Origin of the sequence: Paraburkholderia pallida (assembly GCF_004524855.1) — a bacterium.
Classification (GTDB): domain Bacteria; phylum Pseudomonadota; class Gammaproteobacteria; order Burkholderiales; family Burkholderiaceae; genus Paraburkholderia; species Paraburkholderia oxyphila.
Genome location: NZ_CP038149.1, coordinates 934,549 through 955,016, shown reverse-complemented (window position 1 = coordinate 955,016; position 20,468 = coordinate 934,549). Strand labels below are relative to the sequence as shown.

Annotated in this window: 15 protein-coding genes; 10 read left to right on the top strand and 5 right to left on the bottom strand. The window is 64.6% G+C overall.

Translation table 11 applies throughout. The features are described 5' to 3' along the window. Positions 1–13: 13 nt before the first annotated feature. From E1956_RS19520 to tssA, 9 genes are all read left to right on the top strand, one after another. On the top strand, positions 14–688 hold the full coding sequence (locus tag E1956_RS19520; protein WP_167760074.1) for a tetratricopeptide repeat protein: 675 nt from the start codon (positions 14–16) through the stop codon (positions 686–688). A gap of 89 nt (positions 689–777) precedes the next feature. Then, positions 778–1,308 carry a type VI secretion system contractile sheath small subunit gene (tssB, locus tag E1956_RS19515; protein WP_133199509.1) on the top strand — a complete coding sequence of 177 codons (531 nt, stop codon included), beginning with the start codon at positions 778–780 and terminating at the stop codon, positions 1,306–1,308. 14 nt (positions 1,309–1,322) lie between these two features. Continuing rightward, the gene (gene tssC / locus E1956_RS19510) at positions 1,323–2,819 is read left to right on the top strand and encodes a type VI secretion system contractile sheath large subunit (RefSeq protein WP_134752076.1); all 1,497 of its coding nucleotides are present in this window, start codon (positions 1,323–1,325) and stop codon (positions 2,817–2,819) included. A gap of 200 nt (positions 2,820–3,019) precedes the next feature. Continuing rightward, the gene (locus E1956_RS19505; protein WP_028220896.1) at positions 3,020–3,523 is read left to right on the top strand and encodes an Hcp family type VI secretion system effector; all 504 of its coding nucleotides are present in this window, start codon (positions 3,020–3,022) and stop codon (positions 3,521–3,523) included. A 75-nt stretch (positions 3,524–3,598) separates the two neighbouring features. After that, the gene (tssE, locus tag E1956_RS19500; protein ID WP_134752074.1) at positions 3,599–4,078 is read left to right on the top strand and encodes a type VI secretion system baseplate subunit TssE; all 480 of its coding nucleotides are present in this window, start codon (positions 3,599–3,601) and stop codon (positions 4,076–4,078) included. Between the two features lie 81 nt (positions 4,079–4,159). Next, positions 4,160–5,998 carry a type VI secretion system baseplate subunit TssF gene (gene tssF, locus E1956_RS19495; protein WP_134752072.1) on the top strand — a complete coding sequence of 613 codons (1,839 nt, stop codon included), beginning with the start codon at positions 4,160–4,162 and terminating at the stop codon, positions 5,996–5,998. After that, positions 5,962–7,047, top strand: coding sequence for a type VI secretion system baseplate subunit TssG (gene tssG, locus E1956_RS19490; RefSeq protein ID WP_134752070.1), 1,086 nt, complete (start codon positions 5,962–5,964; stop codon positions 7,045–7,047). Before tssF ends, tssG begins: the two co-directional genes overlap by 37 nt. Positions 7,048–7,084: 37 nt before the next feature. Further along, complete coding sequence (gene tssH / locus E1956_RS19485; protein WP_134752068.1) at positions 7,085–9,787, top strand: type VI secretion system ATPase TssH; 2,703 nt, start codon at positions 7,085–7,087, stop codon at positions 9,785–9,787. A 14-nt stretch (positions 9,788–9,801) separates the two neighbouring features. Continuing rightward, positions 9,802–10,941: a type VI secretion system protein TssA gene (gene tssA / locus E1956_RS19480; protein WP_134752066.1), complete on the top strand. Its 1,140-nt coding sequence runs from the start codon at positions 9,802–9,804 to the stop codon at positions 10,939–10,941. An 810-nt stretch (positions 10,942–11,751) separates the two neighbouring features. On the opposite strand, the gene E1956_RS19475 is transcribed toward tssA, so the two are convergent. From E1956_RS19475 to E1956_RS19460, 4 genes are all read right to left on the bottom strand, one after another. Next, positions 11,752–12,741 (bottom strand): OmpA family protein, encoded by a 990-nt coding sequence (locus E1956_RS19475; protein WP_418789293.1) that lies wholly within the window; start codon positions 12,739–12,741, stop codon positions 11,752–11,754. Further along, positions 12,725–13,735 carry a type VI secretion system-associated protein TagF gene (tagF, locus tag E1956_RS19470; protein WP_028219717.1) on the bottom strand — a complete coding sequence of 337 codons (1,011 nt, stop codon included), beginning with the start codon at positions 13,733–13,735 and terminating at the stop codon, positions 12,725–12,727. The genes E1956_RS19475 and tagF overlap by 17 nt, the downstream gene beginning before the upstream one ends. Next, positions 13,732–17,640, bottom strand: coding sequence for a type VI secretion system membrane subunit TssM (tssM, locus tag E1956_RS19465; RefSeq protein ID WP_134752064.1), 3,909 nt, complete (start codon positions 17,638–17,640; stop codon positions 13,732–13,734). The genes tagF and tssM overlap by 4 nt, the downstream gene beginning before the upstream one ends. 120 nt (positions 17,641–17,760) lie before the next feature. Beyond that, positions 17,761–18,627 carry a M15 family metallopeptidase gene (locus E1956_RS19460; protein ID WP_134752061.1) on the bottom strand — a complete coding sequence of 289 codons (867 nt, stop codon included), beginning with the start codon at positions 18,625–18,627 and terminating at the stop codon, positions 17,761–17,763. Between the two features lie 137 nt (positions 18,628–18,764). On the opposite strand from E1956_RS19460, the gene E1956_RS19455 reads away from it, so the two are divergent. Continuing rightward, entirely contained in the window at positions 18,765–19,733 is a 969-nt protein-coding gene (locus E1956_RS19455; protein ID WP_134752059.1) for a hypothetical protein, read from the top strand. A 69-nt stretch (positions 19,734–19,802) separates the two neighbouring features. On the opposite strand, the gene E1956_RS19450 is transcribed toward E1956_RS19455, so the two are convergent. Next, positions 19,803–20,243 (bottom strand): Lrp/AsnC family transcriptional regulator, encoded by a 441-nt coding sequence (locus E1956_RS19450; protein WP_028219721.1) that lies wholly within the window; start codon positions 20,241–20,243, stop codon positions 19,803–19,805. Positions 20,244–20,468: the final 225 nt, after the last annotated feature.

The window sequence follows — 20,468 nt, the reverse complement described above, 5'->3', positions numbered from 1 at the left end:
CGGTGAAAGAACGATGAAAAAGCGGGTTTTTTCGAAGCTAACGGGGGTTGTGATCGCTTGCGGTGTCATCGTCGCCGGCTGCGCTTCCCAGAGCAATACTCTCTCGACATCGCCGGAGGCCTTCAACAAGGCGCTCGCGGATGCCGACACGCTTTCGAAGGGCGGCAACCAGGACCAGGCCATTGCGGCTTATCAGAAGCTCGCCGCCGCCGATCCCACGCGTGAGGAGCCGTGGTCGCGCATCGCGCAGATCCAGTTCCAGCAGCAGCATTACGGCCAGGCGATCGTCGCCGCGCAGGAAGCGCTGCAGCGCGACCAGACCGACCGCGGCGCGAAGAGCGTGCTCGCCGTGGCGGGCCTGCGCGTGGCCACGCAGTCGCTCGGCGAGCTGCGCCAGGACGCGTCGCTGCAAGGCGATGCGAAGACGGACGCCCAGGCGCTCGCCAAGGAGCTGCGCGACACGCTCGGCGAAGACGCGCTGTTCCCGCCCGATCAGAGCGCGAAGACGGCCGTGAAGAAGAAGCGCTACGTGCGCCACGTCGCGAAGGCGGCGCCCAAGACCACGGATGCGGCGGATGCCGCTGCCGCGCCGGCGCAGACGCCGTCCACGCCGGCCGTTGCGCCCACGGCAACGGCGAACGGCAAGGCGACCGGCAACGGCGCGGACCCGTTCAGCGCGCTGCGCTAGGCGGCAGCGGCGGTGAGCGGCAACGCCACTCGCTAGCAAGGCCACACGCAGGCCATAACGAAGGTCAAAACGGAAGCAGGGAGCCGTCGATGGCAAAGAAAGAAAGCATTCAGAAGCGCTTGGGGAAGGTGCGGCCGCCGCGCGTCCAGCTGACCTACGAGGTCGAGCGTGGCGACGCGATCGAAGTGAAAGAACTGCCGTTCGTCGTCGGGGTGATGGGCGATCTGGCCGGTCAATCGGAAATCGAGCAGCCGAAGCTGCGCGAGCGCAAGTTCATCAATATCGACCGCGATAATTTCGACGATGTGATGAAGGGCATCGAGCCGCGCGCCGTGTATCAGGTGGAAAACCGCCTGAGCGGCGAGGGCGGCAAGTTCGCCGTCGATCTGCACTTCAAGTCGATGGCCGATTTCAACCCGGACGAAGTCGTCGCCCAGGTCGAGCCGCTGCGGCGCCTGCTCGAGGCGCGCTCGAAGCTCGCGGACCTGCGCAACAAGCTTGCCGGCAACGACAAGCTCGAAGACCTGCTGAGCGAAGTGCTTTCCAATACGCAGCAACTGCAGGCGCTTGCGGAGAACGCGGGCAAGCGCTCGTCGGACGACGAGCCCAAGGGCGAATGAGGCGGGGGTAAGACATGAACCAGCAAAGCGCAGCCGCTCAGCAATTGCAAGAAGCGGCGCAGGGCGAATCCTCGCCGTCGTTGCTCGACGACATCGTCGAAAAGAGCAAGGTCGCCAAGTCCGATTCGGAGCACGCACGCGCGAAGGATCTGATCGGCGAGCTCGTGCATCAGGTGCTCGACGGCACCGTGGTCGTCTCCAACAATCTTTCGGCCACCATCGACGCCCGCGTGGCCGAGCTCGACCGCCTGATTTCGGACCAGCTCAGCGCCGTGATGCACGCGCCGGAATTCCAGCGCCTCGAAAGCACTTGGCGCGGCCTCGAATACCTGTGCAAGGAAAGCAACACCGGCCAGACCATCAAGATCAAGGCACTGCACGCGCCCAAGCGCGACGTCGTGCGCGACTTCAAGACGGCCGTCGAATTCGACCAGAGCGCGCTCTTCAAGAAGGTCTATGAAGAAGAGTTTGGCACCTTCGGCGGCGCGCCGTTCGGCACGCTGATCGGCGACTACGAAATCACGCGCCAGCCCGAGGACATGTACTTCATCGAGCAGATGTCGCATGTCGCGGCGGCAGCGCACGCGCCGTTCATCGCATCGGCGTCGCCCGAGTTGATGGGCCTCGAATCGTTTGCCGATCTCGGCAAGCCGCGTGACCTCGGCAAGGTGTTCGACACCGTCGAATACGCGAAGTGGAAGTCGTTCCGCGACTCCGAGGATTCGCGCTATGTGGGCCTCACGCTGCCGCGCTTTCTCGGCCGCCTGCCGTTCAATCCGAAGGACGGCGCCACGGCGGAGGGCTTCAACTTCGTCGAGGACGTGGACGGCACTGATCACGGCAAGTACCTCTGGTGCAACGCTGCCTGGGCTTTTGCGGCGCGCCTGACGGCCGCGTTCGACGAGTACGGCTGGTGCGCGGCAATCCGCGGCGTGGAAGGCGGCGGCCTCGTGCAGGACCTGCCCACCCACACGTTCAAGACCGACGACGGAGAGGTCGCGCTCAAGTGCCCGACCGAGATCGCGGTGACCGACCGCCGCGAGAAGGAGCTGAGCGACCTCGGCTTCATCCCGCTCGTGCATTGCAAGAATTCCGACTACGCCGCGTTTTTCGCCGCGCAGTCGACCCAGAAGGCGAAGAAGTACAGCACCGACAGCGCCAATGCGAACGCCGTGCTCTCCGCCCAGCTTCAGTACATTTTCTCGGTTTCGCGCGTGGCGCACTACCTGAAGGCGATGATGCGCGACAAGATCGGCAGCTTCGCATCGGCGCAGAATGTCGAGGTGTTCCTGAACCGCTGGATTTCGCAGTACGTGCTGCTCGACGACAACGCCTCGCAGGAGCAGAAGGCCCAGTTCCCGCTGCGCGAAGCGTCGATCCAGGTTGCGGAGATTCCGGGCCGCCCCGGTTCATACCGTTCGGTCGCGTTCCTGCGCCCGCACTTCCAGCTCGACGAGCTTTCGATCTCGCTGCGTCTCGTGGCGGATCTGCCCAAGCCGGCCAATTCGTAAACTCGCGTAGAACCCGTGCATCACTGAGGCATCCGGCTGTGCGGGCAGCATGAAGCATCCGGCTGTGCGGGCAGCATGAAGCATCGGGCGCCTGGCCCACGCGTTAGCGGGGTCAGGCGCCAGAGACTGCGGTACAACAGGCGGACCGGCAGCACGTCTGCCGCCGTCGTACAAACCACCTCTATGGGGAGCGATACGTTATGAAGGACATCTATCTAAAGTTCGGCAATCCGGCGATCAAGGGCGAGTCGCAGGACAAGGACCACGCGAACTGGGTCGAGATCGACTCGTGGAACCACTCGATCCTGCAGCCGCGCTCGGCCACGGCGTCGACGGCGGGCGGCCATACGGCAGGGCGCTGCGAGCACGCCGACATGCGCTTCACGAAGGACATCGACGTCGTCAGCCCGCTGCTGTATCAGCACGCTTCGGGCGGCACGACGTTCGACGAAGTCACGATCGATTTCATGCGCTCGGACGGCGAGGGCAACCGCATCAAGTACCTCGAGATCAAGCTCAAGTACGTGATCATTTCGAGCGTCACGCCGTCGGTCGTCGGCGAGGGCCTGCCGAGCGAAGAGTTCTCGCTCAAGTACGCTGCCGTGCAGTGGAAGTACACGCAGCAGAAGATCGGCGGCAACCAGGGCGGTAACGCCCAGGGCGCATGGAGCCTGACGAAGAACGACAAGACTTACGCGGTCTGACGTTTCGACTCGATGTCTGATTAGCCCGGGCGATGCGCGCCGTGCGCGCCGCCCGGGCATTGCCATTCTGGTTTGATGAAGCGCTTCGAACCCAGTTTCTTCGACAAGCTGTTCGACGACGAACCGCATGTGCCGGCACCCGCCGCCATGCGGCAATTGTCGCTGGAAGAGCTCAAGGCGACCGTCGCACGCGATCTCGAGTCGATCCTGAATACGCGCATCGCGTTTTCGGAGGAGATGCTCGCGCAGCTGCCGCAGTGCCAGAAGTCTTTGCTGACTTATGGCCTGAACGACTTCGCCGGGCGCAGTCTGGTGAGCCACACCGACCGCACGTTCATCTGCAATTCGATCCAGCAGGCTATTACGCGGCACGAGCCGCGCCTGCAGGGAGTTAGCGTGACGCTCGAGCTGAATTCCCGCTCGACCAGCGTGCTGAACTTCGTTATTCAGGCGTTACTGGTGGTCCATCCGGCCGAAGAGCCGGTAAACTTCGACGCGATGCTGCAGCCTTCCACGTTGCAGTATTCGGTGACGCGCGCACGCGCGAAGATATAAGGAAGCACCGCCCGGTGCCGCGTGGCCACGCGGCATGGACTGGCGGGGCGTGACGCAGGATTTTGGGGAGCGCGAGCCGCGATGGAAGAGTTGTTGCCGTATTACGAGCGCGAGCTGTCGTTCCTGCGACGCTACTCGGGCGAATTCGCCCAGCGCTACCCGAAGATCGCAGCGCGGCTTGCGATGACGGGCGAGCACTGCGAGGACCCGCACGTCGAACGCATGATCCAGTCGTTCGCGTTGTTGGGTGCGCGCATCAATAAGCGCCTCGACGACGACTACCCGGAATTCACCGAGGCACTGCTCGAAGTCCTCTATCCGCACTATCTGCGGCCGTTTCCCTCGTGCTCGATCGCGCAGCTCGGCACGAGCGCATCGTTCGCCAGTCTCAGCGCGCCCGCGGTGATCGAGCGCGGCACGCAGCTCCGGTCGCGCCCCTTGCGCGGCGTGCAGTGCCGCTTTCGCACGGCCTATGACGTCACGCTCGCGCCCGTGCGCATCGCCGAGGCGCGCTACCTGCCCGTGGCGATGGTGCCGAGCTCGGTCGTGCTGCCGGCGGACGCCACCGGTGTGATTTCGATCACGTTCGAATCGATCTCCGCGCAACTGGATCTGGCCGCGCTGAAATTGCCGCAGTTGCGCGCCTACCTGCACGGCGAGCAATCGTTCATTGCGGCGCTCGGCGACTGTCTGTTCGTGAATGCGCTTGGCGCATGGGTCGAACCCGAGCGCAACGGGCGCTGGAAGGCGCTGCACGAACTGCCGTTTGCGCAGGCGGGCTTCGCCGATGACGATGCGCTCATCGACTTTCCCGCGAGATCGCATCCGGCCTACCGTCTGCTCACCGAATACTTCGCGTTTCCGGCCAAATTCGATTTCGTCGATTTCGACCTCGCGGCCATGAGCGCCGCCACGGGCCGCTGCCAGCGGCTCACGCTGCATATCGTGCTCAAGGAAGTGCGCGGCGACTCGCACGAGGCGCGCCTGCTCGACACGCTCGGGGCCCATCATCTGCGGCTGTTCTGCACGCCGGTCGTGAATCTCTTCAAGCAGCCCGGCGAGCCGATCCGCCTGAGCCATCAGGCTATCGCGTATCCGGTGATTGCCGATGCGCGCCGCGCGTTCGCCTACGAGGTCTATTCGATCGATTCCGTGAAGCTCGTCCAGCAGCGGGCCAATGAAGAATCGATTGTGGAATTCCGGCCATTTTATTCGCTGCGCCACGGCGAGTCCGCGCGCGCGGGCCATTACTGGTTTGCGCGCCGCGACGAATGGGTCGCGCAAAACAGCCCCGGCTACGAAACCGAAATATCGATTGTCGACATCGACTTCGACCCCTCGGCTGAGCAGACCGATACGCTGAGCCTCGAGCTCACTTGCACGAACCGCGATCTGCCCGCGGGGCTCGCGGTAGGGCTCGAAGGCGGCGACCTGTTTCACGAGGGCGGTTCGCTCACGAACCCGATCACGCTGCTCGCGCGTCCCACGCCGTGCGTGCGCTTCGAGCGCCGCCAGGCCGCGCACTGGCGCCTGATCTCGCATCTGTCGCTCAGCCACGTCTCGCTCACGAGCGGCGGCGCGTCGACGCTCAAGGAAATGCTCACGCTCTACGACATGCGCCGCTCGGCGGTCTCGTCGCGGCATATCGACGGCATCGTGAACGTGGAGCAGCGCGCGGCCGTGCAATGGTTGCCCGGCAAGCCGTTCGCCACTTTCGTGCGCGGCGTGGAGATTCGCGTGACCGTGGACGAAGACCACTTCGTCGGCACGAGCCTCGGCACGTTCGCGCGCGTGCTCGACGTGTTCTTCGGTCTGTACGTCCATATCAACAGCTTTATCGAACTGGTGGTGATTTCGGAACTCACCGGCGAGGAGATCCTGCGATGCAAGCCCCGCAGCGGCGAATCGATCCTGGTGTAATCGAGCGCCTGCTCGACGAGCCGCACCGCTTCGAATTTTTCCAGGCGGTGCGCCTGCTCGAACGCTGGTTCGTCGACAAGGCGCAGGAGCGCCAGCGCGACGTGCTCGCGCAGCGCGTGACGTTTCGCAACACGCTCTCGCTCGGCTTCCCGCCCAGCGAGATCGAGCGGGCCGTGCCGTACGACGAAGCCGGCCAGCCGCTCGCGGAAAAAGCCGCGCGCACCGCGGCGATCGACGAAGGCAAGCTGGGCGAGGTGGCCATCACGCCCGCGTTCTTCGGCCTGCTGGGCGCGCAGGGCGCGCTGCCGCTGCACTATACGGAGCAGCTCATCGCGCGCGAGCAGATCAAGCGCGACCGCGCAGCGCGCGAGTTTTTCGACGTCTTTTCCAACCGCGCGACGGCGCTCTTTTACGCCGCGTGGAAGAAGTACCGCCTGCCGTTTCACTACGAGCTCGACCGCGACGAGCGCTATTTGCCATTGCTGCTCGCGCTCGCGGGCGTGGCCGACGACGACTCGCGCGGCAGCCTGCACGGCGGGCCCGGCGCGCTCTTCGACGAAGCCATTGCCGGCCACGCCATTGCCGCGCGCCATCGGCCCGTTTCGGCGGCGTATCTGCAGAACACGCTCTCCGACTATTTCAACGTGCCCGTGCGCGTCGAGCAATTCGTCGGCAAGTGGTACGACGTGCCGCCCGAGCAGCTTTCGATGCTCGGCAAGCGCAACGTCGCGCTGGGCGCGACCGCGCTCGCGGGGGAGCGCGTCTGGCAGCGCGACATGCGTGCGCGCCTCGTGATCGGGCCGCTTTCGAAAGAGGACTACGAAGCATTCCTGCCTGGCGGCGAGCGCGCGCTGGCGCTCGAGCGCATGCTCACGCTGCTCGGGCGCGCGACCCTCGAATACGAGGTGCGGCTCGTGCTGCGCCGCGCGGAGGTGGGGGCGATCCAGCTCGGCACCGGCTCGCGGCTGGGCTGGGACGCCTTCCTCTGCACGCACGAAGCCGATAGCGACCGTAGCGACGCACACTACGAATTGCATGCCACCCACTGACGACTGACTCGAATTTCGCCCAGACCGACTTCACGACATGAGCACGCCTCTCAAGACCCTGATTACGAAGCTCAATACGACCAGCCGCCTCGCGGCCGAACGGGCGGCCAGCTCGTGCCTGTCGCGCGGACATTACGAAGTCGATCTCGAGCACCTGTTTCTCGCGCTGCTCGAAGAGCCGGCGTCCGATCTCGTGTGCGCGCTGCGCGCCTCGCGCGTCGATCCGCATGCGGTGCGCGCCGATCTCGAGCGCGAATTGCAGCACTTCAAGACGGGCAACACGCGCACGCCGGTGTTCTCGCCGCATCTCATCGCGCTGTTCGAGCAGGCGTGGCTGATCGCTTCGCTCGACACGCAGATCGGCCGCATCCGCTCGGGCCATCTGCTGCTCGCGCTGCTGGGCGCGCCCGATCTCGCGCAGTTTGCGCAACGCATGTCGGCGCGTCTCGCCGAGGTGCCGGTGGCCGAGCTCAAGCACCGCTTCGACAAACTGACCGAAGGCTCCGTGGAAGGCGTGCCGCGCGACGCCGAACGCAACGCGGCGCAACACGCTGGTGCCTCCGGTGAAGGCGCGGCGGAGCCGGGCGCAAGCGCCGGCCCCTCGAAGACGCCCGCGCTCGACACCTATACGACCGATCTCACGCAGCGCGCGCGAGAAGGCCACGTGGACCCGGTGATCGGCCGTGAAGGCGAGATCCGCCAGACCATCGACATCCTGATGCGGCGCCGCCAGAACAACCCGATCCTCACGGGCGAGCCGGGCGTCGGCAAGACGGCGGTGGTGGAGGGCCTCGCGCTGCGCATCGCCGAGGGCGACGTGCCCGAGCCATTGCGCAACGTCGCGCTGCGCGTGCTCGACATGGGCCTGCTGCAGGCGGGCGCGAGCGTGAAGGGCGAGTTCGAGAACCGCCTGAAAAGCGTGATCGACGAGGTGAAGAAGAGCCCGCAGCCCATCGTGCTGTTCATCGACGAGGCGCATACGATCATCGGCGCGGGCGGCCAGGCGGGCCAGAACGACGCCGCCAACCTGCTCAAGCCGGCGCTCGCGCGCGGCGAGCTGCGCACAATCGCGGCCACGACCTGGAGTGAGTACAAGAAGTACTTCGAGAAGGATGCCGCGCTCGCGCGGCGCTTCCAGGTGGTGAAGATCGAGGAGCCCGGTGAAGCGCTTGCGGCGGCCATGCTGCGCGGCATGACGGGGCTCATGGAGCGCCACTTCAATGTGCGCATTCTCGACGAGGCGATCACCGAAGCCGTGCGCCTCTCGCATCGCTATATCAGCGCGCGCCAGCTGCCCGACAAGGCGGTGAGCGTGCTCGACACCGCGTGCGCGAAGGTCGCGCTCGCGCATAGCTCGACGCCTGGCGCGATCGACGACGGCAAGCGCCGCATCGAGCGCATCGAGGCCGAGATCGCGGCGCTCGAACGCGAAGCGGCCAACGGCGCCGCGCACGACGAACGCCTTGCCGAATTGCGCGCGCAACGCGACGAAGCCGCGGCCGCCGTTGCCGAAGACGAAGTACGCTACGCCAGCGAGCGCGAGCTTGTCGCGCAGATCGCGGCGCTGCGCGGCCGTATCGACGCGACGCGCGAAACGCGCGAAGCGGGCGCGACGGACAATGCGGCCAAACTTGCCCGCGACGCCGAAGTCGCGCGCGCGGCGCTGCCCGCGCTCATCGAGCAACTGCATGCGCTGCAGGGCGACGGCCCGATGGTGCCGCTGCACGTGGACGCGCACGTGGTGGCCGAAGTAGTCGCGTCGTGGACCGGCATTCCGCTGGGCCGCATGGTGAAGGACGAGATCAAGACGGTGCTCAACCTGAACCCGCTGCTCGGCGAGCGCGTGATCGGCCAGGACCATGCGCTCGAGGCCATCGCACAGCGCGTGCGCACGGCGAACGCGAATCTCGAGGACCCGAACAAACCGCGCGGCGTATTCATGTTCGTAGGCCCCTCGGGCGTGGGCAAGACCGAAACGGCGCTCGCGCTCGCCGATATCCTTTATGGCGGCGAACGCAAGCTCGTGACCATCAACATGAGCGAGTATCAGGAGGCGCATAGCGTCTCGGGCCTGAAGGGCTCGCCGCCGGGCTACGTGGGCTACGGCGAAGGCGGCGTGCTGACCGAGGCGGTGCGCCGCAACCCGTATTCGGTCGTGCTGCTCGACGAAGTCGAAAAGGCCCACCCCGACGTGCTGGAAATGTTCTTCCAGATCTTCGACAAGGGCACGATGGACGACGCCGAAGGGCGCGCGATCGATTTCCGCAACACGTTGATCATCCTGACCTCGAACGTGGGCTCGGCGGCGGTGATGCAGGCATGCCTGAACAAGGCCGCCGAAGAACTGCCGGACGCCGACGCACTTGCCGAGCTGTTGCGCCCGCAACTTTACAAGACTTTCAAGCCTGCCTTCCTCGGGCGCATGAAGGTCATTCCGTACTATCCGATCTCCGACGACGTGCTCGTGGAGATCATCGAACTCAAGCTCGAACGCATCCGCCGGCGCATCGAGTCGAACCACAGCGCTGCCTTCGAGTGGGACGACTCGCTCGTGGAAGCCGTGCTGGCCCGTTGCACCGAAGTGGACTCGGGCGCGCGCAACGTCGACCATATTCTGAACGGCACGCTGCTGCCGGAGCTTGCGCAGCAGGTGCTCGAACGCATCGCGCAGGGCACCGCGCTCGCGAGCGTGGCGGTGCGCGCGAATGATGCCGGCGAGTTCGAATACACCGTGAATTGACCATGCCGACTGCCATGTCCACCGATACCACCGCGCTCTTTGCGCCCATCGACGAAAGCTCGCCGTGCGGCGAGGATCTGCTGTTTTCCGCGGATTTCGACGCCATCGCGCACGCGCGCCGCTTTGACGATCCCTCGCTCGATCAGGGCGAGTGGGTCACGGAAATCAAGGAAGCGGACTGGGCCTTCGTGGCCGAACGCTGCACGGCGCTGCTCGGTACGCAGACGAAGGATTTGCGCGTGGCCGTGTGGCTCACCGAGGCGCTGGCGATTCAGGACGGCATGCCCGGCCTCACGCAAGGCTATGCGATTCTCACGGGGCTCGTGGAGCGCTTCTGGGATCATTTGCATCCGTTGCCCGAGGGCGACGATGTGGAGTCGCGACTCGGTAATGTCGCGTGGCTTGCGGGGCGATCGGCTGAGCTGTTGCGCGCTGTGCCGCTGACGCAGTCGGGCACGCCGTTTAGCGCGCTTGATTGGGAGGTCGCACAGCACGTCGCGCAGGCTATCAAGCGCGATCCCGAGAATGCGGCTGACATTGCGCGTGGGAAGCCTTCTGTCGAGCAGATCGATGCCTCGCGGCGGGCTACTGCGCCGGCCTTTTATGAGGCACTAGTCGCGCAATTCAAGGCTTTTGAAGGGGCGCTTGCGGCGCTCGATGACGAGCTGGAGCGTCGTGCTGGCGACGCCGCGCCGAGCTTTCGGCAGACGCGGGATGCGTTTGAGACTGTCTATGGCCTGGTGGCGCGATTTGCTCGTGATGTGGGTGTCGATCCGGACGCGGCGGCTAAAGCGCAGCAAGCGGCGCATGGTCAGCATGATTCGCAAGGAGTCCAAGGCGATGCGGCTTCTGTGCCCGATCGCGCGGAACCGAGCTTCAAGACGTCTTTGCCCTATGAGGAATCCGTGCAGACTCCGAATCGAGTTCATGGTCGTGTGAATGGCGGCTTTCAGAGCCGTGGGGAGGCGGTGGCGCAGCTGCGCGCCGTGGCTGACTATTTTCGCGCTACCGAGCCGCATAGTCCTGTGGCTTATCTTGCAGATAAGGCGGCCGAGTGGGCCGGCATGCCCCTGCATGAGTGGCTGGCGACGGTCGTCAAGGACGATGGCACGCTCTCGCATATTCGAGAGATGTTGGGTGTGAAGAGTGAATGACTGCCATTTTTTAATGGCTGGAATTTTTTGGGTTTTTCGGCCTTGCGCGGTTTCTTGTATTCGCGGCGGGCCGCAAGCGTTGCCCCTGTGCGGGGCGGCACCTACTTTTCTTTGCAGCCGCAAAGAAAAGTAGGCAAAAGAAAGCGGCTCACACCGCTAGTGTGACGCCATCCACCACTGCCCTGTCCGTCGGAGTGGCTCCGGGGCATCCGTCACCTCGCACACTCCGCCTTAGTGACAAGGGGCTCATTCTTCCCGCCGCGCGCTACGCGCGGGCGGAAGGGTCTGCAAGGAAAACCAGGCGGGCTGGCCGGCGAATGCGTGGGGGTGCCACCCGATAAGTGCGCGAAGGTGCTGGCCGGTAAATGCGCCGGGTTCTGACCGGTAAATGTGTTGGGGTGCTGACTAGTGAATACACGGGCGTGCTGGCTGGCGAATGCGTGGGCGAGCGCCGATCGAATACGCTGGAGTCCTACGAATACGCGTGAATCCCACTGGTTTTGGTTATGCCCCACGGCGCGCGCAGCGCCGCCGGATGGATGAGCCCTTAGTCACTCCGGTACGGGGCGAGTGATGGCAGACGCCCCGGAGCCGCTCCGATATACAGGGCAGTGGGGGATGGCGTCACACTGGCGGTTTGAGCCGCTTTCTTTTGCCTACTTTTCTTTGCGGCTGCAAAGAAAAGTAGGTGCCGCCCCGCACAGGGGCAACGCCTGCGGCCCGCCGCGAAAACAAGTTACCTCGTAAACAAGTTACCGCGAAAAACCCGAAATCGCGCCAGCAAAAATCAAGCAATCGCACTGCGATGCGTTAGAGGCCCGCCCGAAACTCAATGCGGCGATTCCTCGCACGCCCGTCAGCGGTATCATTCGACGCCACGGGCTGATCAGGCCCGACACCATCCGTCGTGAGCTGCTGCGGCGAGATCCCCTTACCAACAAGATATCCCTTCACGGCATCCGCACGCGCCTGACTCAACGCGATATTCGACGCACGATTACCCGAGTTATCGGTATGACCGATGATCTCCACCGTCCGCGTATTCATTTTCACCAGCACGGCCGCCATCTGATCAAGAATCGCGCGGCCCTCCGGCGCGAGCGTCGCGCTACCCGTTTCGAATTCAATCGTGCGATTCGCGAGCGTCTGATCAAGCAACCCTTGCTCTGACGCGCTCACGCGCAACCCATTGCGAATGGTATAGGTGGGATTGAGCGCATTGGCCATATCGCTCGCGATCTGCTGCCGCTGGGCTTCATTGCCCACTTCCCCCCGCACGTCGATCTGCGTGCCATCAATCTTCAGCTGTCCTTTGCGAATCTGCTTCAGCCCTGGATTAATCAGCTTCTGCACGTTCGCGGACCAGTTGGGTGGCGTGGCCACGTCACCCACTTCGATCTGATCGACCACGTTCGCCGCTCCATAGGTGTCGCGCAGACGCTGCAGCACGGCCGCGTGCGTGGCTTCGTCAGGCACCTTGCCGCCCACCACGACCTGGCCCGGCGCCGTGTTCGCCGGAGCGGGCGTCGAGCTCACGGTGCCGCGCGTGCCAGAAGCCGAGGCCGAGGCATTGCCCGTGCCGGCCTGGCTGACCTGGCCAGCAGCGGATGCCGTGCCGGGCAGCTCCGTGGTGCGGATCTGTCCGCCGCTCGTATCCACGGGCGTGACGCGCGCGGGGCTGGCATCGTCGGCAAACGCGGGGACGCTGAACATGCCGAATGCACCGAGCAATGCACCCAACGTCAGCGCCGCCGCGGCGGCGAGGGCGCTGCGCTTCGGCAGCTCAAGCACGGCGGCCATTGACCGGCTCCCCGATGAACGCCTCGCGGAACGTGTCGATCGAGACGCGCAGTGACAGTTGCGGCTGATCGAGGTAGCTGACGAGTTTGCTGATGCCATGGTCGTTCTGTGCATGTTCGTCGACCCACTCGGGATCGTCGATATCGATGTTATGGGCCGAGTAGGTTTGCGGATCGACCACGCTATGCAAGGTCTTCGCCGAGGCGCCGTTGAAGCCGATGATGAGCCGCTCGCGCTGCGCAATGGTGCCCATGAAAATCGCCAGTTCGAAGTCGGCCTTCGAGACGAACGGCGCGATCAGCTCGAGCCAGAACGCCGCCACGAGGCTGCGGTAGAACGGGTCGGTCGGCAGCGGCAGCGTAAGGCCCCGCTCGAGATGCGCCGCGCCGCTCGTCATCACGGGGCGCAGCAGCGAGCCGAGCGCGAGCATCGCGCCGCGCAAGCGCACCGGATGGCCGCTTGCGAGCAGCATCTGCTCGAGCCCTGAGAGTGTTTGATGCTCGATGAAGTCGGCGAAGGTGCCGTCGTGCGGATTGCCGGCGCCGCCTACGTCCACCGGCACGAATGTCTCGCCGAGCGCCTGTAGTGCACCGGCGGGCTCGCTCGGGCCCAGGAGCGGCTGCATCTGCGCGGAGACGCGCGACCATAGGCGCGCGAGCGCGAGCGGGCTGCGCGCGAGAAACGCGAGCGGCTGCTCGACTTCGAGCGCGGTGGCCGCGAGAAACGGAAAGCGGCGTGACGACTGATCGCGGCTCGCCACCATATGCCCCGCGATCGCGAGCTTGCTCTGCGAGCCGAGAAACGCGAAATGCATCGGCTGCGCTTCTTCGTAGACGATCTTCCAGCGCGGATCATCGGTGAGCATGTCCATCGCTTCGGCAATCCAGCGGTCGAGCGTTTGCAGGAGCTGCGGATTGTGCGCGCTCTTCACGAAGTCGCCGCGCGACGGGATCTTGCCGAAGTAGGCGATTTGCGCCTGTACGGTTTGCGTCATTGCGCGTCTCCCGCGTTGTTGTTGGCGCCCGTGGCATTGGCCGTCGTCACCGCGCCGGCGGGCGCGTTGACGGGGGCGGTGTTGTTCTGCGCGTTGCCCGCTGCGGGCGCTGCGTTCGGCACGGCGGGCGTGTTGGGTGAGTCGGGACTCCCCGACGTCGGGCCCATGTTCGCGACGGAAGACGGCAGCTGCACGCCACTCAGCCCCTGCTGTTGCGGAGCGTTGCCGCTCGAAGCCGTGGGCTGCGAGGTGCTGATGATGCGCATGCTCACCGAAACCGACACGCTGCCCTGGGTCCACGTGAGGTCGAAGGTGCCGTCCGGACGGCGGCTGCGCTGCGCCGAGTTGATCAGTTTCTCGAGACCGTAGCGGCCCGGCTCGTTGACGAGCTGGATCGTGCGGCCGTCGAAAGTGGTCGCGGAGAGCGTCGCGCCCGGCGCGCCCGCCGGATTCGGCCACACGAAGTTGGTCCACTGCGGCGGCGTGTTGCGGTAGCGCAGCTGCTGGCCGTCGATCGCAATCGTGTATTCGGTCGTGCCACTCGAAGGCTGCGGCAGGATCTGGAACACGGTCTGCGGTTCGCTCGTGCCCCCGTTCGCACCGGCCGCGCCGCCCGCGAGCGGCGCCACCCAGCGGGCGAAGCCGTTGGTGAAGTCGGGCGTGAGCGCGAGGCCCATGTCGCCCCACGTGCGCGCGGTGAGCGTGTCGCCGCGGCGCACTGCGAGGGGCCCGAGCGTGGTGCTCACGAACTTCGAGATCGCGCCGTCCGGGCCGAAGGTCTGGGCGATTTCACTCGAGCCCGCCTCGATCTTCGCCGTGCTCGAGAACGGATACTTGTTCGCGAGCGACGCCTGGAAGGGCTGGTACACCTGGGCGTTCCACACCTTGTTCACTTCCGCGCTGGCCGGCTGGATCACCACCGCATAGGCCTGCATGAGTGGGCGCACGAGCAGCGGGCGCAGCGCCTTGCGCTGGTCGTCGGTGAGGCCGGTGAGCATCTGCTCGTCGACGAACTTCAGCGAATCGGATAGTTCCGAGCCGTTGCCGTCGAGCGTCTGCTGCATCAGCTGGCGCGCGCCCGGTCCCGGATCGCCCTGGTTCTTGATGGTGTTGAAGCGCGTACGCACCTTCGAGAGCGAGTCCATATAGCCCTTCAGCAGCGAGCCGTTGTCGTGCGTGACGACGATGCGCCCGAGCCCCGCGAACGCCTGGCCGACCGGGCCCATCGGCATCTCGACCGGATTGCCGTTGATGTCGATGTTTGCCTGGATCGGGCCGCTCGTTGCGCGCGAGAACAGGTTCTTGAACCAGCCCGTGATGCCGCTTTGCGCCTGCTTGAACGTGGCGTTGACGAGCGACGGGTTATCCCACGAAGTCTGGTCGTACGCGGTTTCGAGGATCTTGCGGATCGGCGAATCGTGCGGGTCGCCGAGGCGGTTCATCGCGTCGACGGCCTGGCCGAAGCTGCCGAAATCCTGCACGGCGATGCCCTGCATGAACTTCTGCCAGTGCTGCGCGTACTCGGCCTTGTACATGCCCACCAGGGTCTTCTGGATTTGCTCGGGGCTGCCCTCGAGCGTGAGGTCGTCGCTGGCCGAGGTGTTGAGCACCCAGTCCTTCGCCTGCAGTTCCTTTGTGGCGGCGTCGCGGATCGCGGGCTGCACGTACTGGAACCATGCTTCGCGCGTGAAGGTGCCCGGAATCGCGTAGCTGCCCGCCACGAGCGAGCCATTGCCGTCGCCGACGATGCGCGCGACCGTCATCGGCGCAAAACGCGTGGAGGCGCGCGCCTTGATTTCCTCATAGACGCGCTGGCGTGCCGGCATGCCGCGCACCACGTGGCGCAGGTCTTCGCGCGTCTGGTCGACCACCGCGAGGTTCGCGTCGATCATCGGCCAGTCGTCGTCGGACACGCGCGAGAGGTAGAACGTGATCATGCGCTCGGCGCTCTTGATCATCTCGTCGCGAGGCATGTTGCCGCGATTGGTCTCCAGCCAGCCGCGCCAGAAGCGGGCGATCTGGTCGGTGAGGTGGGCGGTTTCCACGTGACGCTTGTCCGAGAGCATCAGGTAGGTCTTGAGCGCGTTGTACGCATCCTCGACGCTGGTGGGCGACGCGTCGCTATAGAGGCCGCCCTGGCTCGGGCTCGCCATGGCCGCGTGCGCGGACACCGGCACCGCGCCCGAATCGGGCGTGCGCGTCATGGGCGCGAGCTGGTCCGGATGCGCGTCGACTTCCTTGAGGAACGCTTCGACATTCTGCGAGACCGGCGTGAGCATGATCTGGCGCACGCCGTTGTAATACTCCTGAAGCAAGTGCTGCTCGACGCGGTCGCCCTGATAGAGGCCCAGCGACACCGCGAGCGGCCTGTCGCGGCGGAACTGCTCGAGCTGCTCGATGCGGTCCTCGAGGATGTCCATGGCCTGCAGGCGCGACTGCAGGTCGTTGCGGTTCTGCTGCAGCTTTTCCACGTTGTCGAGGTCGGCCTGCACGTTCGCCACGAGCTGCTGGTTGTTGATCGCCGACCACGTCCAGCCGCCGAGCGCGAGCGCGAGCGCGGCCACCACGCCGAAGAACGTGGCGTAGCGCAGGCGCGTTTTCGCGGGACTCGCGAATTGGCGGACCGTTTGCTTGTCGGCGAAAATCACCTTGGAGAACAGGTCTTTCAGGAAGAAGCCGTTCTTCGAGAACGCCGCTTGCGGCTTGGGCAGGCTGTCGGTCGAGAGCGAGAAGCGGTTGGCGATGCGCTGCGCGGCGGCGCTGTTGGTTTCGCCTTCCTGCAAGGCGCTCGTAAAGTAAAAGCCGCGGAAAATGGGCTTGTACTGGAACGGATTGTTCTCGAACAGCGTGGCGAGGAACGCGCGCAGCGAAGGCTTGATGGTGGAAAACTCGAGCGGGAAGCTCAGTTGCCCCGGCGTGAGCGCGTTGCCGCGGCTGATCGACATCTGCGCGATGCTGATTTCCTTGAGGCCGTCGTAGAGCTCTTCGAAGCGCTCGTCGAACAGCGCGACGATGTCGCGCTTCTCGTCCGGTTCGTAGGGCAGGGTGGCGCCCCAGACGCGGTCGTATTCGTTGCGGTCGCTGCCGCTGAAAAATTCGGTGAAGCCCGTAATGAGGTCGACCTTCGTGAACATCACGTAGACCGGTGCGAACACTTCGAGCTTTTCGGTGAGTTCCTGCACGCGCTGGCGCAGGTTCTTCGCGAGATTGATCGCGAACTCGGGGCGGTTGCCCGTGAGCTCGGCAATGCTCGCAGTCACGATGATGCCGTTGATGGGCGCCTTGGGCCGGAAGCGCTTGAGCAGCCCCAGAAAGCCGAGCCATTCGCCGCGGTCTTCCTCGTGCACCGAATAGCGGCCCGCCGTGTCGAGCAGAATGCCTTCGGTCGTGAAGAACCAGTCGCAATTACGCGTGCCGCCAATGCCGTGCACGATGGCGTCTTTTTTGTCGGCGAAAGGAAATTGCAGCCCCGAGTTGAGCACGGCGCTGCTCTTGCCCGCCGCCGGATTGCCGATGACGATGTACCACGGCAGCTCGTAGAGCGCCGAGCCGCCCGAGAGCTGGCCGATCTTCGAGGTCTTGATGGTCTTGACCGTTTCCACGAGGCGCGTGCGCAGCGCGTCGAGCTCGACCTGCGAGCCGCTCGCGGCAGCGGTGCTGCTGCTCTCGACCTGAGCCTGCTGTTCGAGCATCTCGCCGAGCTTGTTGTTGCCGCGGCGCACGCGCTTGCGGCGCACGAACCAGACGAGCAGCGATAGCGCGAGCAGCACGCCGAGTGCGAGCACGGCCCACATGAGCGCGATTTGCCCCGCTTCGACGAGAGCGAACAGCCCCGTGGCCACCGCGATCAAGGTGATGATGGAAAGCGTGCGCCTGTGGGTCAACACGTTGAGGATGCGTTGCATAAGCCGGTCAGGTCCTGGTGCTTTGAGTGCTGTTCTGATGGTGCGTAGCGTGAGCTACGGCGGCCACGGCGGGCCGCTCGAGCTTATAGGCGTCTGATTGCGAAACCATGTCGGCGCGGATTATTGGACTTTTTGAAGAGCCGCAGCTCTGCGCCCGAGCACGAAACCGGGCTTGTGATATTCGACGTGCCCGAGATCCATCAATTTCCACCGGCCACCCCACGTTAGCCCGACCTGTTCGGCCACCTGCCCATATAACTGATAGCCGCGCATGGCCCAAGGATCTTTTTCTGAAATGACGAGCTTGCCGTCTCGTAAAAACGCGTTATCCGCCGCGAGTCCGTATTGGTGGTAGCTCTGAAACGCCGCGGCATTGGTCACGCTGCCCCCCATTTTCGCCAGCCGGTCCTGCCGGTCGGGGCTCCGATAACCTTCCAGCAACGCCATTTGATAACCGTATTGCTCGTGCATGATTTTATAAACGAGCAATAGACGCGTACGGAAATCCGGATCGAGCAGATTCCAGTCGCGGCTCGCGTCCACCAGCGCGGGGCGAAGCTGTTCGACCTCCTGCGTGGCGAACACATCGGGCGGCAATGGCGGCGGCGGGACGAGCTGCTCGCCATTGAGCAACGCCGAGATTTTTTCATCGGGCGCCCGAAGCGTGTCATCGTATTGGAATAACTGGTGGCCGCGAAGCGCAATGGCAATCAACGGCGGCGTCGCAAGAATACCTGTCGTCGACAAAATCAGCAAGCGCCGTTTAATCAGCAAATTTTGCATACCCGTCATGCTTGATTGGGAATATTTTGCCGATCTTGAAATACCTTTACGCGCTTGCGTGGCGCTTGCCGATATACGTTGCGTAACGAAGCTATGCAAATTGGATATGACGTCGAAAAACACCGCGCGCACGCCCGGAAGAAGCAGTATTGCCGCTAACGGGACGGTAATGGCGAAATAGACTACGAGTGCAATGGCAACCAAAAGCAACCTCTTGAACTGGAGGCAATTGTTTTTTGTAATGCTTGATTTTAGAATCAGGCCTGCCCGAAGCCGGGCCGACCCGTATTATTACGGCGAAACAGGCCCGATTCAATGTGCACGATTCGAATGAGACTCTAATGAGTGTGCCGGACAACTCCCGCCCTAAAGCTCCACCCAGCCTGCTTGCTGATGGCCCCGGCAAAGCGGCCAGCGCGCCCGCCAATGGCGGCGCGCCCAATGGCTCGCGCATTCTTGCGAATCTTGAAGGGCGCGTCGTGCCGCCTGCCGCACCGGCAGGCAAGCCGGCGCGCGTCTCGAAGGCGGCAGCGCTCGTTGCGCTGCTCGTGATCGGTGCCGGCGCGTTCGGCGCATGGCAGTTGATGACACGCGCGCCCTCCGCGGCATCGAGCGCCTCTGCAGCGCCGGCAAGCGCCACGGTGGCGGCGGCTGCGGCCGTGAGCGCATCGCAGGCGGTCGTTGCGGGCGCACAGAATGGCGCGCCCGACGCCGCTTCGGCATCGCACGCGGCAACGATCGTCGCCGACGACGATACGGCCAATGCGAAGTCCGCCGCGGCCAATGTTGCTCCGGCGCCGGCGAATGATGCCGACCGGCTTTCACACGCACTGACAGACGGTGCGCGCGACAGCAACGCGAGCGGCGCCGCGGTTGCGACAGCCGCGCCGAAGGCGCAGGCGCCTCGAGCCCAATCGGCCCAATCGGCCCAATCGGCCCAATCGGCGCCGTCGCGCGAGAAAGCCGCGGCAAAGCACCCGGCGGCGAATACCCGCCGCACGGAAAGCAAGACGGCCGTTGCGCAGTCGAAGAAGCCGCACAGCGGCGCGAAGCAGGATGACTCCGACGTCGATCTGCTCGCCGTGCTCGTGGCGCGCACGAAGCCGGCCGATGCGAAGGCGGGCGCGCGTACGTCGAAGGCCGCGGGCAAGACCCAGGGCGACAGCAATGCACCGCTGGCGCAGCAAGTGAAGGCGTGCGGCGATCGGGGATTCTTCGAGGATCAGCTGTGCCGCTGGCGCGTGTGCGATGGCCACTGGGGCACGGATCCGGCGTGCCCCTCGGCGGCGCGTGCAAGTAACGAGCATTGAGAGCGCGGCTGGACGGCCGGGTGGGGCGCAACGCTCGACCGGTCGTTCATTTCTGCTTGCGCCTGTGCGTCAGCGCATTTCCCGGTCAATATTTCGCCGCAGAACGACCGCCGTCGTCAGATCGTCGACCGCCTCGTAGTTCGCGACCCAGTCGCGGACCCGGTTGAGCCCGTCGATGTTGCCCGCTTCAATCTCCACAATCAGGTCAAGCTCGCCGCTAACCGACGACACGCGTCGAACCTCCGGCTGTTCAGCCAACAGGTCGAGCAATTGATTCGCGGGCGTTCGCTTCAAGCTGACCAGCAGGACCGCACGAATCACGTTGGCGTTGATCTCGCCGATGTCCGCGCGATAGCCCCGTATCACGCCGCTTCTTTCAAGATTACTGACGCGCTCGCTCGTTGCACTGCGTGATAGCCCAATGCGGGCAGCCAAGGCCTTCAATGCGATGCGGGCATCCTTGGCGAGGATAGTCAGAATTTCACGGTCAGTCGCATCAAGTTCTCGCATCAGTCATCGTCCCCGTCAACCGAATAGATGCCGGTCCATTCCGACAATCTGCCGGACGTTCCGGCAACTTACATGATGTCGCAAAACCGATTGCATGCCAACATGTAGCCTGAATAGCCCGTTCGACGAACCATCGAGTGGCGGCACGAACCGCCGTTCGTGAAATTGCGCGAGGCGGGTCGATTCTTGCCCGTGGCATTCAATAAGTGATCCTGAATAATGCCG

Excerpts from the sequence above, each read along its gene's own strand:
- E1956_RS19520 (WP_167760074.1), top strand. The coding sequence starts at position 14 with ATGAAAAAGCGGGTTTTTTCGAAGCTAACGGGGGTTGTGATCGCTTGC.
- tssB (WP_133199509.1), top strand. The coding sequence starts at position 778 with ATGGCAAAGAAAGAAAGCATTCAGAAGCGCTTGGGGAAGGTGCGGCCG.
- tssC (WP_134752076.1), top strand. The coding sequence starts at position 1,323 with ATGAACCAGCAAAGCGCAGCCGCTCAGCAATTGCAAGAAGCGGCGCAG.
- E1956_RS19505 (WP_028220896.1), top strand. The coding sequence starts at position 3,020 with ATGAAGGACATCTATCTAAAGTTCGGCAATCCGGCGATCAAGGGCGAG.
- tssE (WP_134752074.1), top strand. The coding sequence starts at position 3,599 with ATGAAGCGCTTCGAACCCAGTTTCTTCGACAAGCTGTTCGACGACGAA.
- tssF (WP_134752072.1), top strand. The coding sequence starts at position 4,160 with ATGGAAGAGTTGTTGCCGTATTACGAGCGCGAGCTGTCGTTCCTGCGA.
- tssG (WP_134752070.1), top strand. The coding sequence starts at position 5,962 with ATGCAAGCCCCGCAGCGGCGAATCGATCCTGGTGTAATCGAGCGCCTG.
- tssH (WP_134752068.1), top strand. The coding sequence starts at position 7,085 with ATGAGCACGCCTCTCAAGACCCTGATTACGAAGCTCAATACGACCAGC.
- tssA (WP_134752066.1), top strand. The coding sequence starts at position 9,802 with ATGTCCACCGATACCACCGCGCTCTTTGCGCCCATCGACGAAAGCTCG.
- E1956_RS19475 (WP_418789293.1), bottom strand. The coding sequence starts at position 12,741 with ATGGCCGCCGTGCTTGAGCTGCCGAAGCGCAGCGCCCTCGCCGCCGCG.
- tagF (WP_028219717.1), bottom strand. The coding sequence starts at position 13,735 with ATGACGCAAACCGTACAGGCGCAAATCGCCTACTTCGGCAAGATCCCG.
- tssM (WP_134752064.1), bottom strand. The coding sequence starts at position 17,640 with ATGCAACGCATCCTCAACGTGTTGACCCACAGGCGCACGCTTTCCATC.
- E1956_RS19455 (WP_134752059.1), top strand. The coding sequence starts at position 18,765 with ATGAGTGTGCCGGACAACTCCCGCCCTAAAGCTCCACCCAGCCTGCTT.
- E1956_RS19450 (WP_028219721.1), bottom strand. The coding sequence starts at position 20,243 with ATGCGAGAACTTGATGCGACTGACCGTGAAATTCTGACTATCCTCGCC.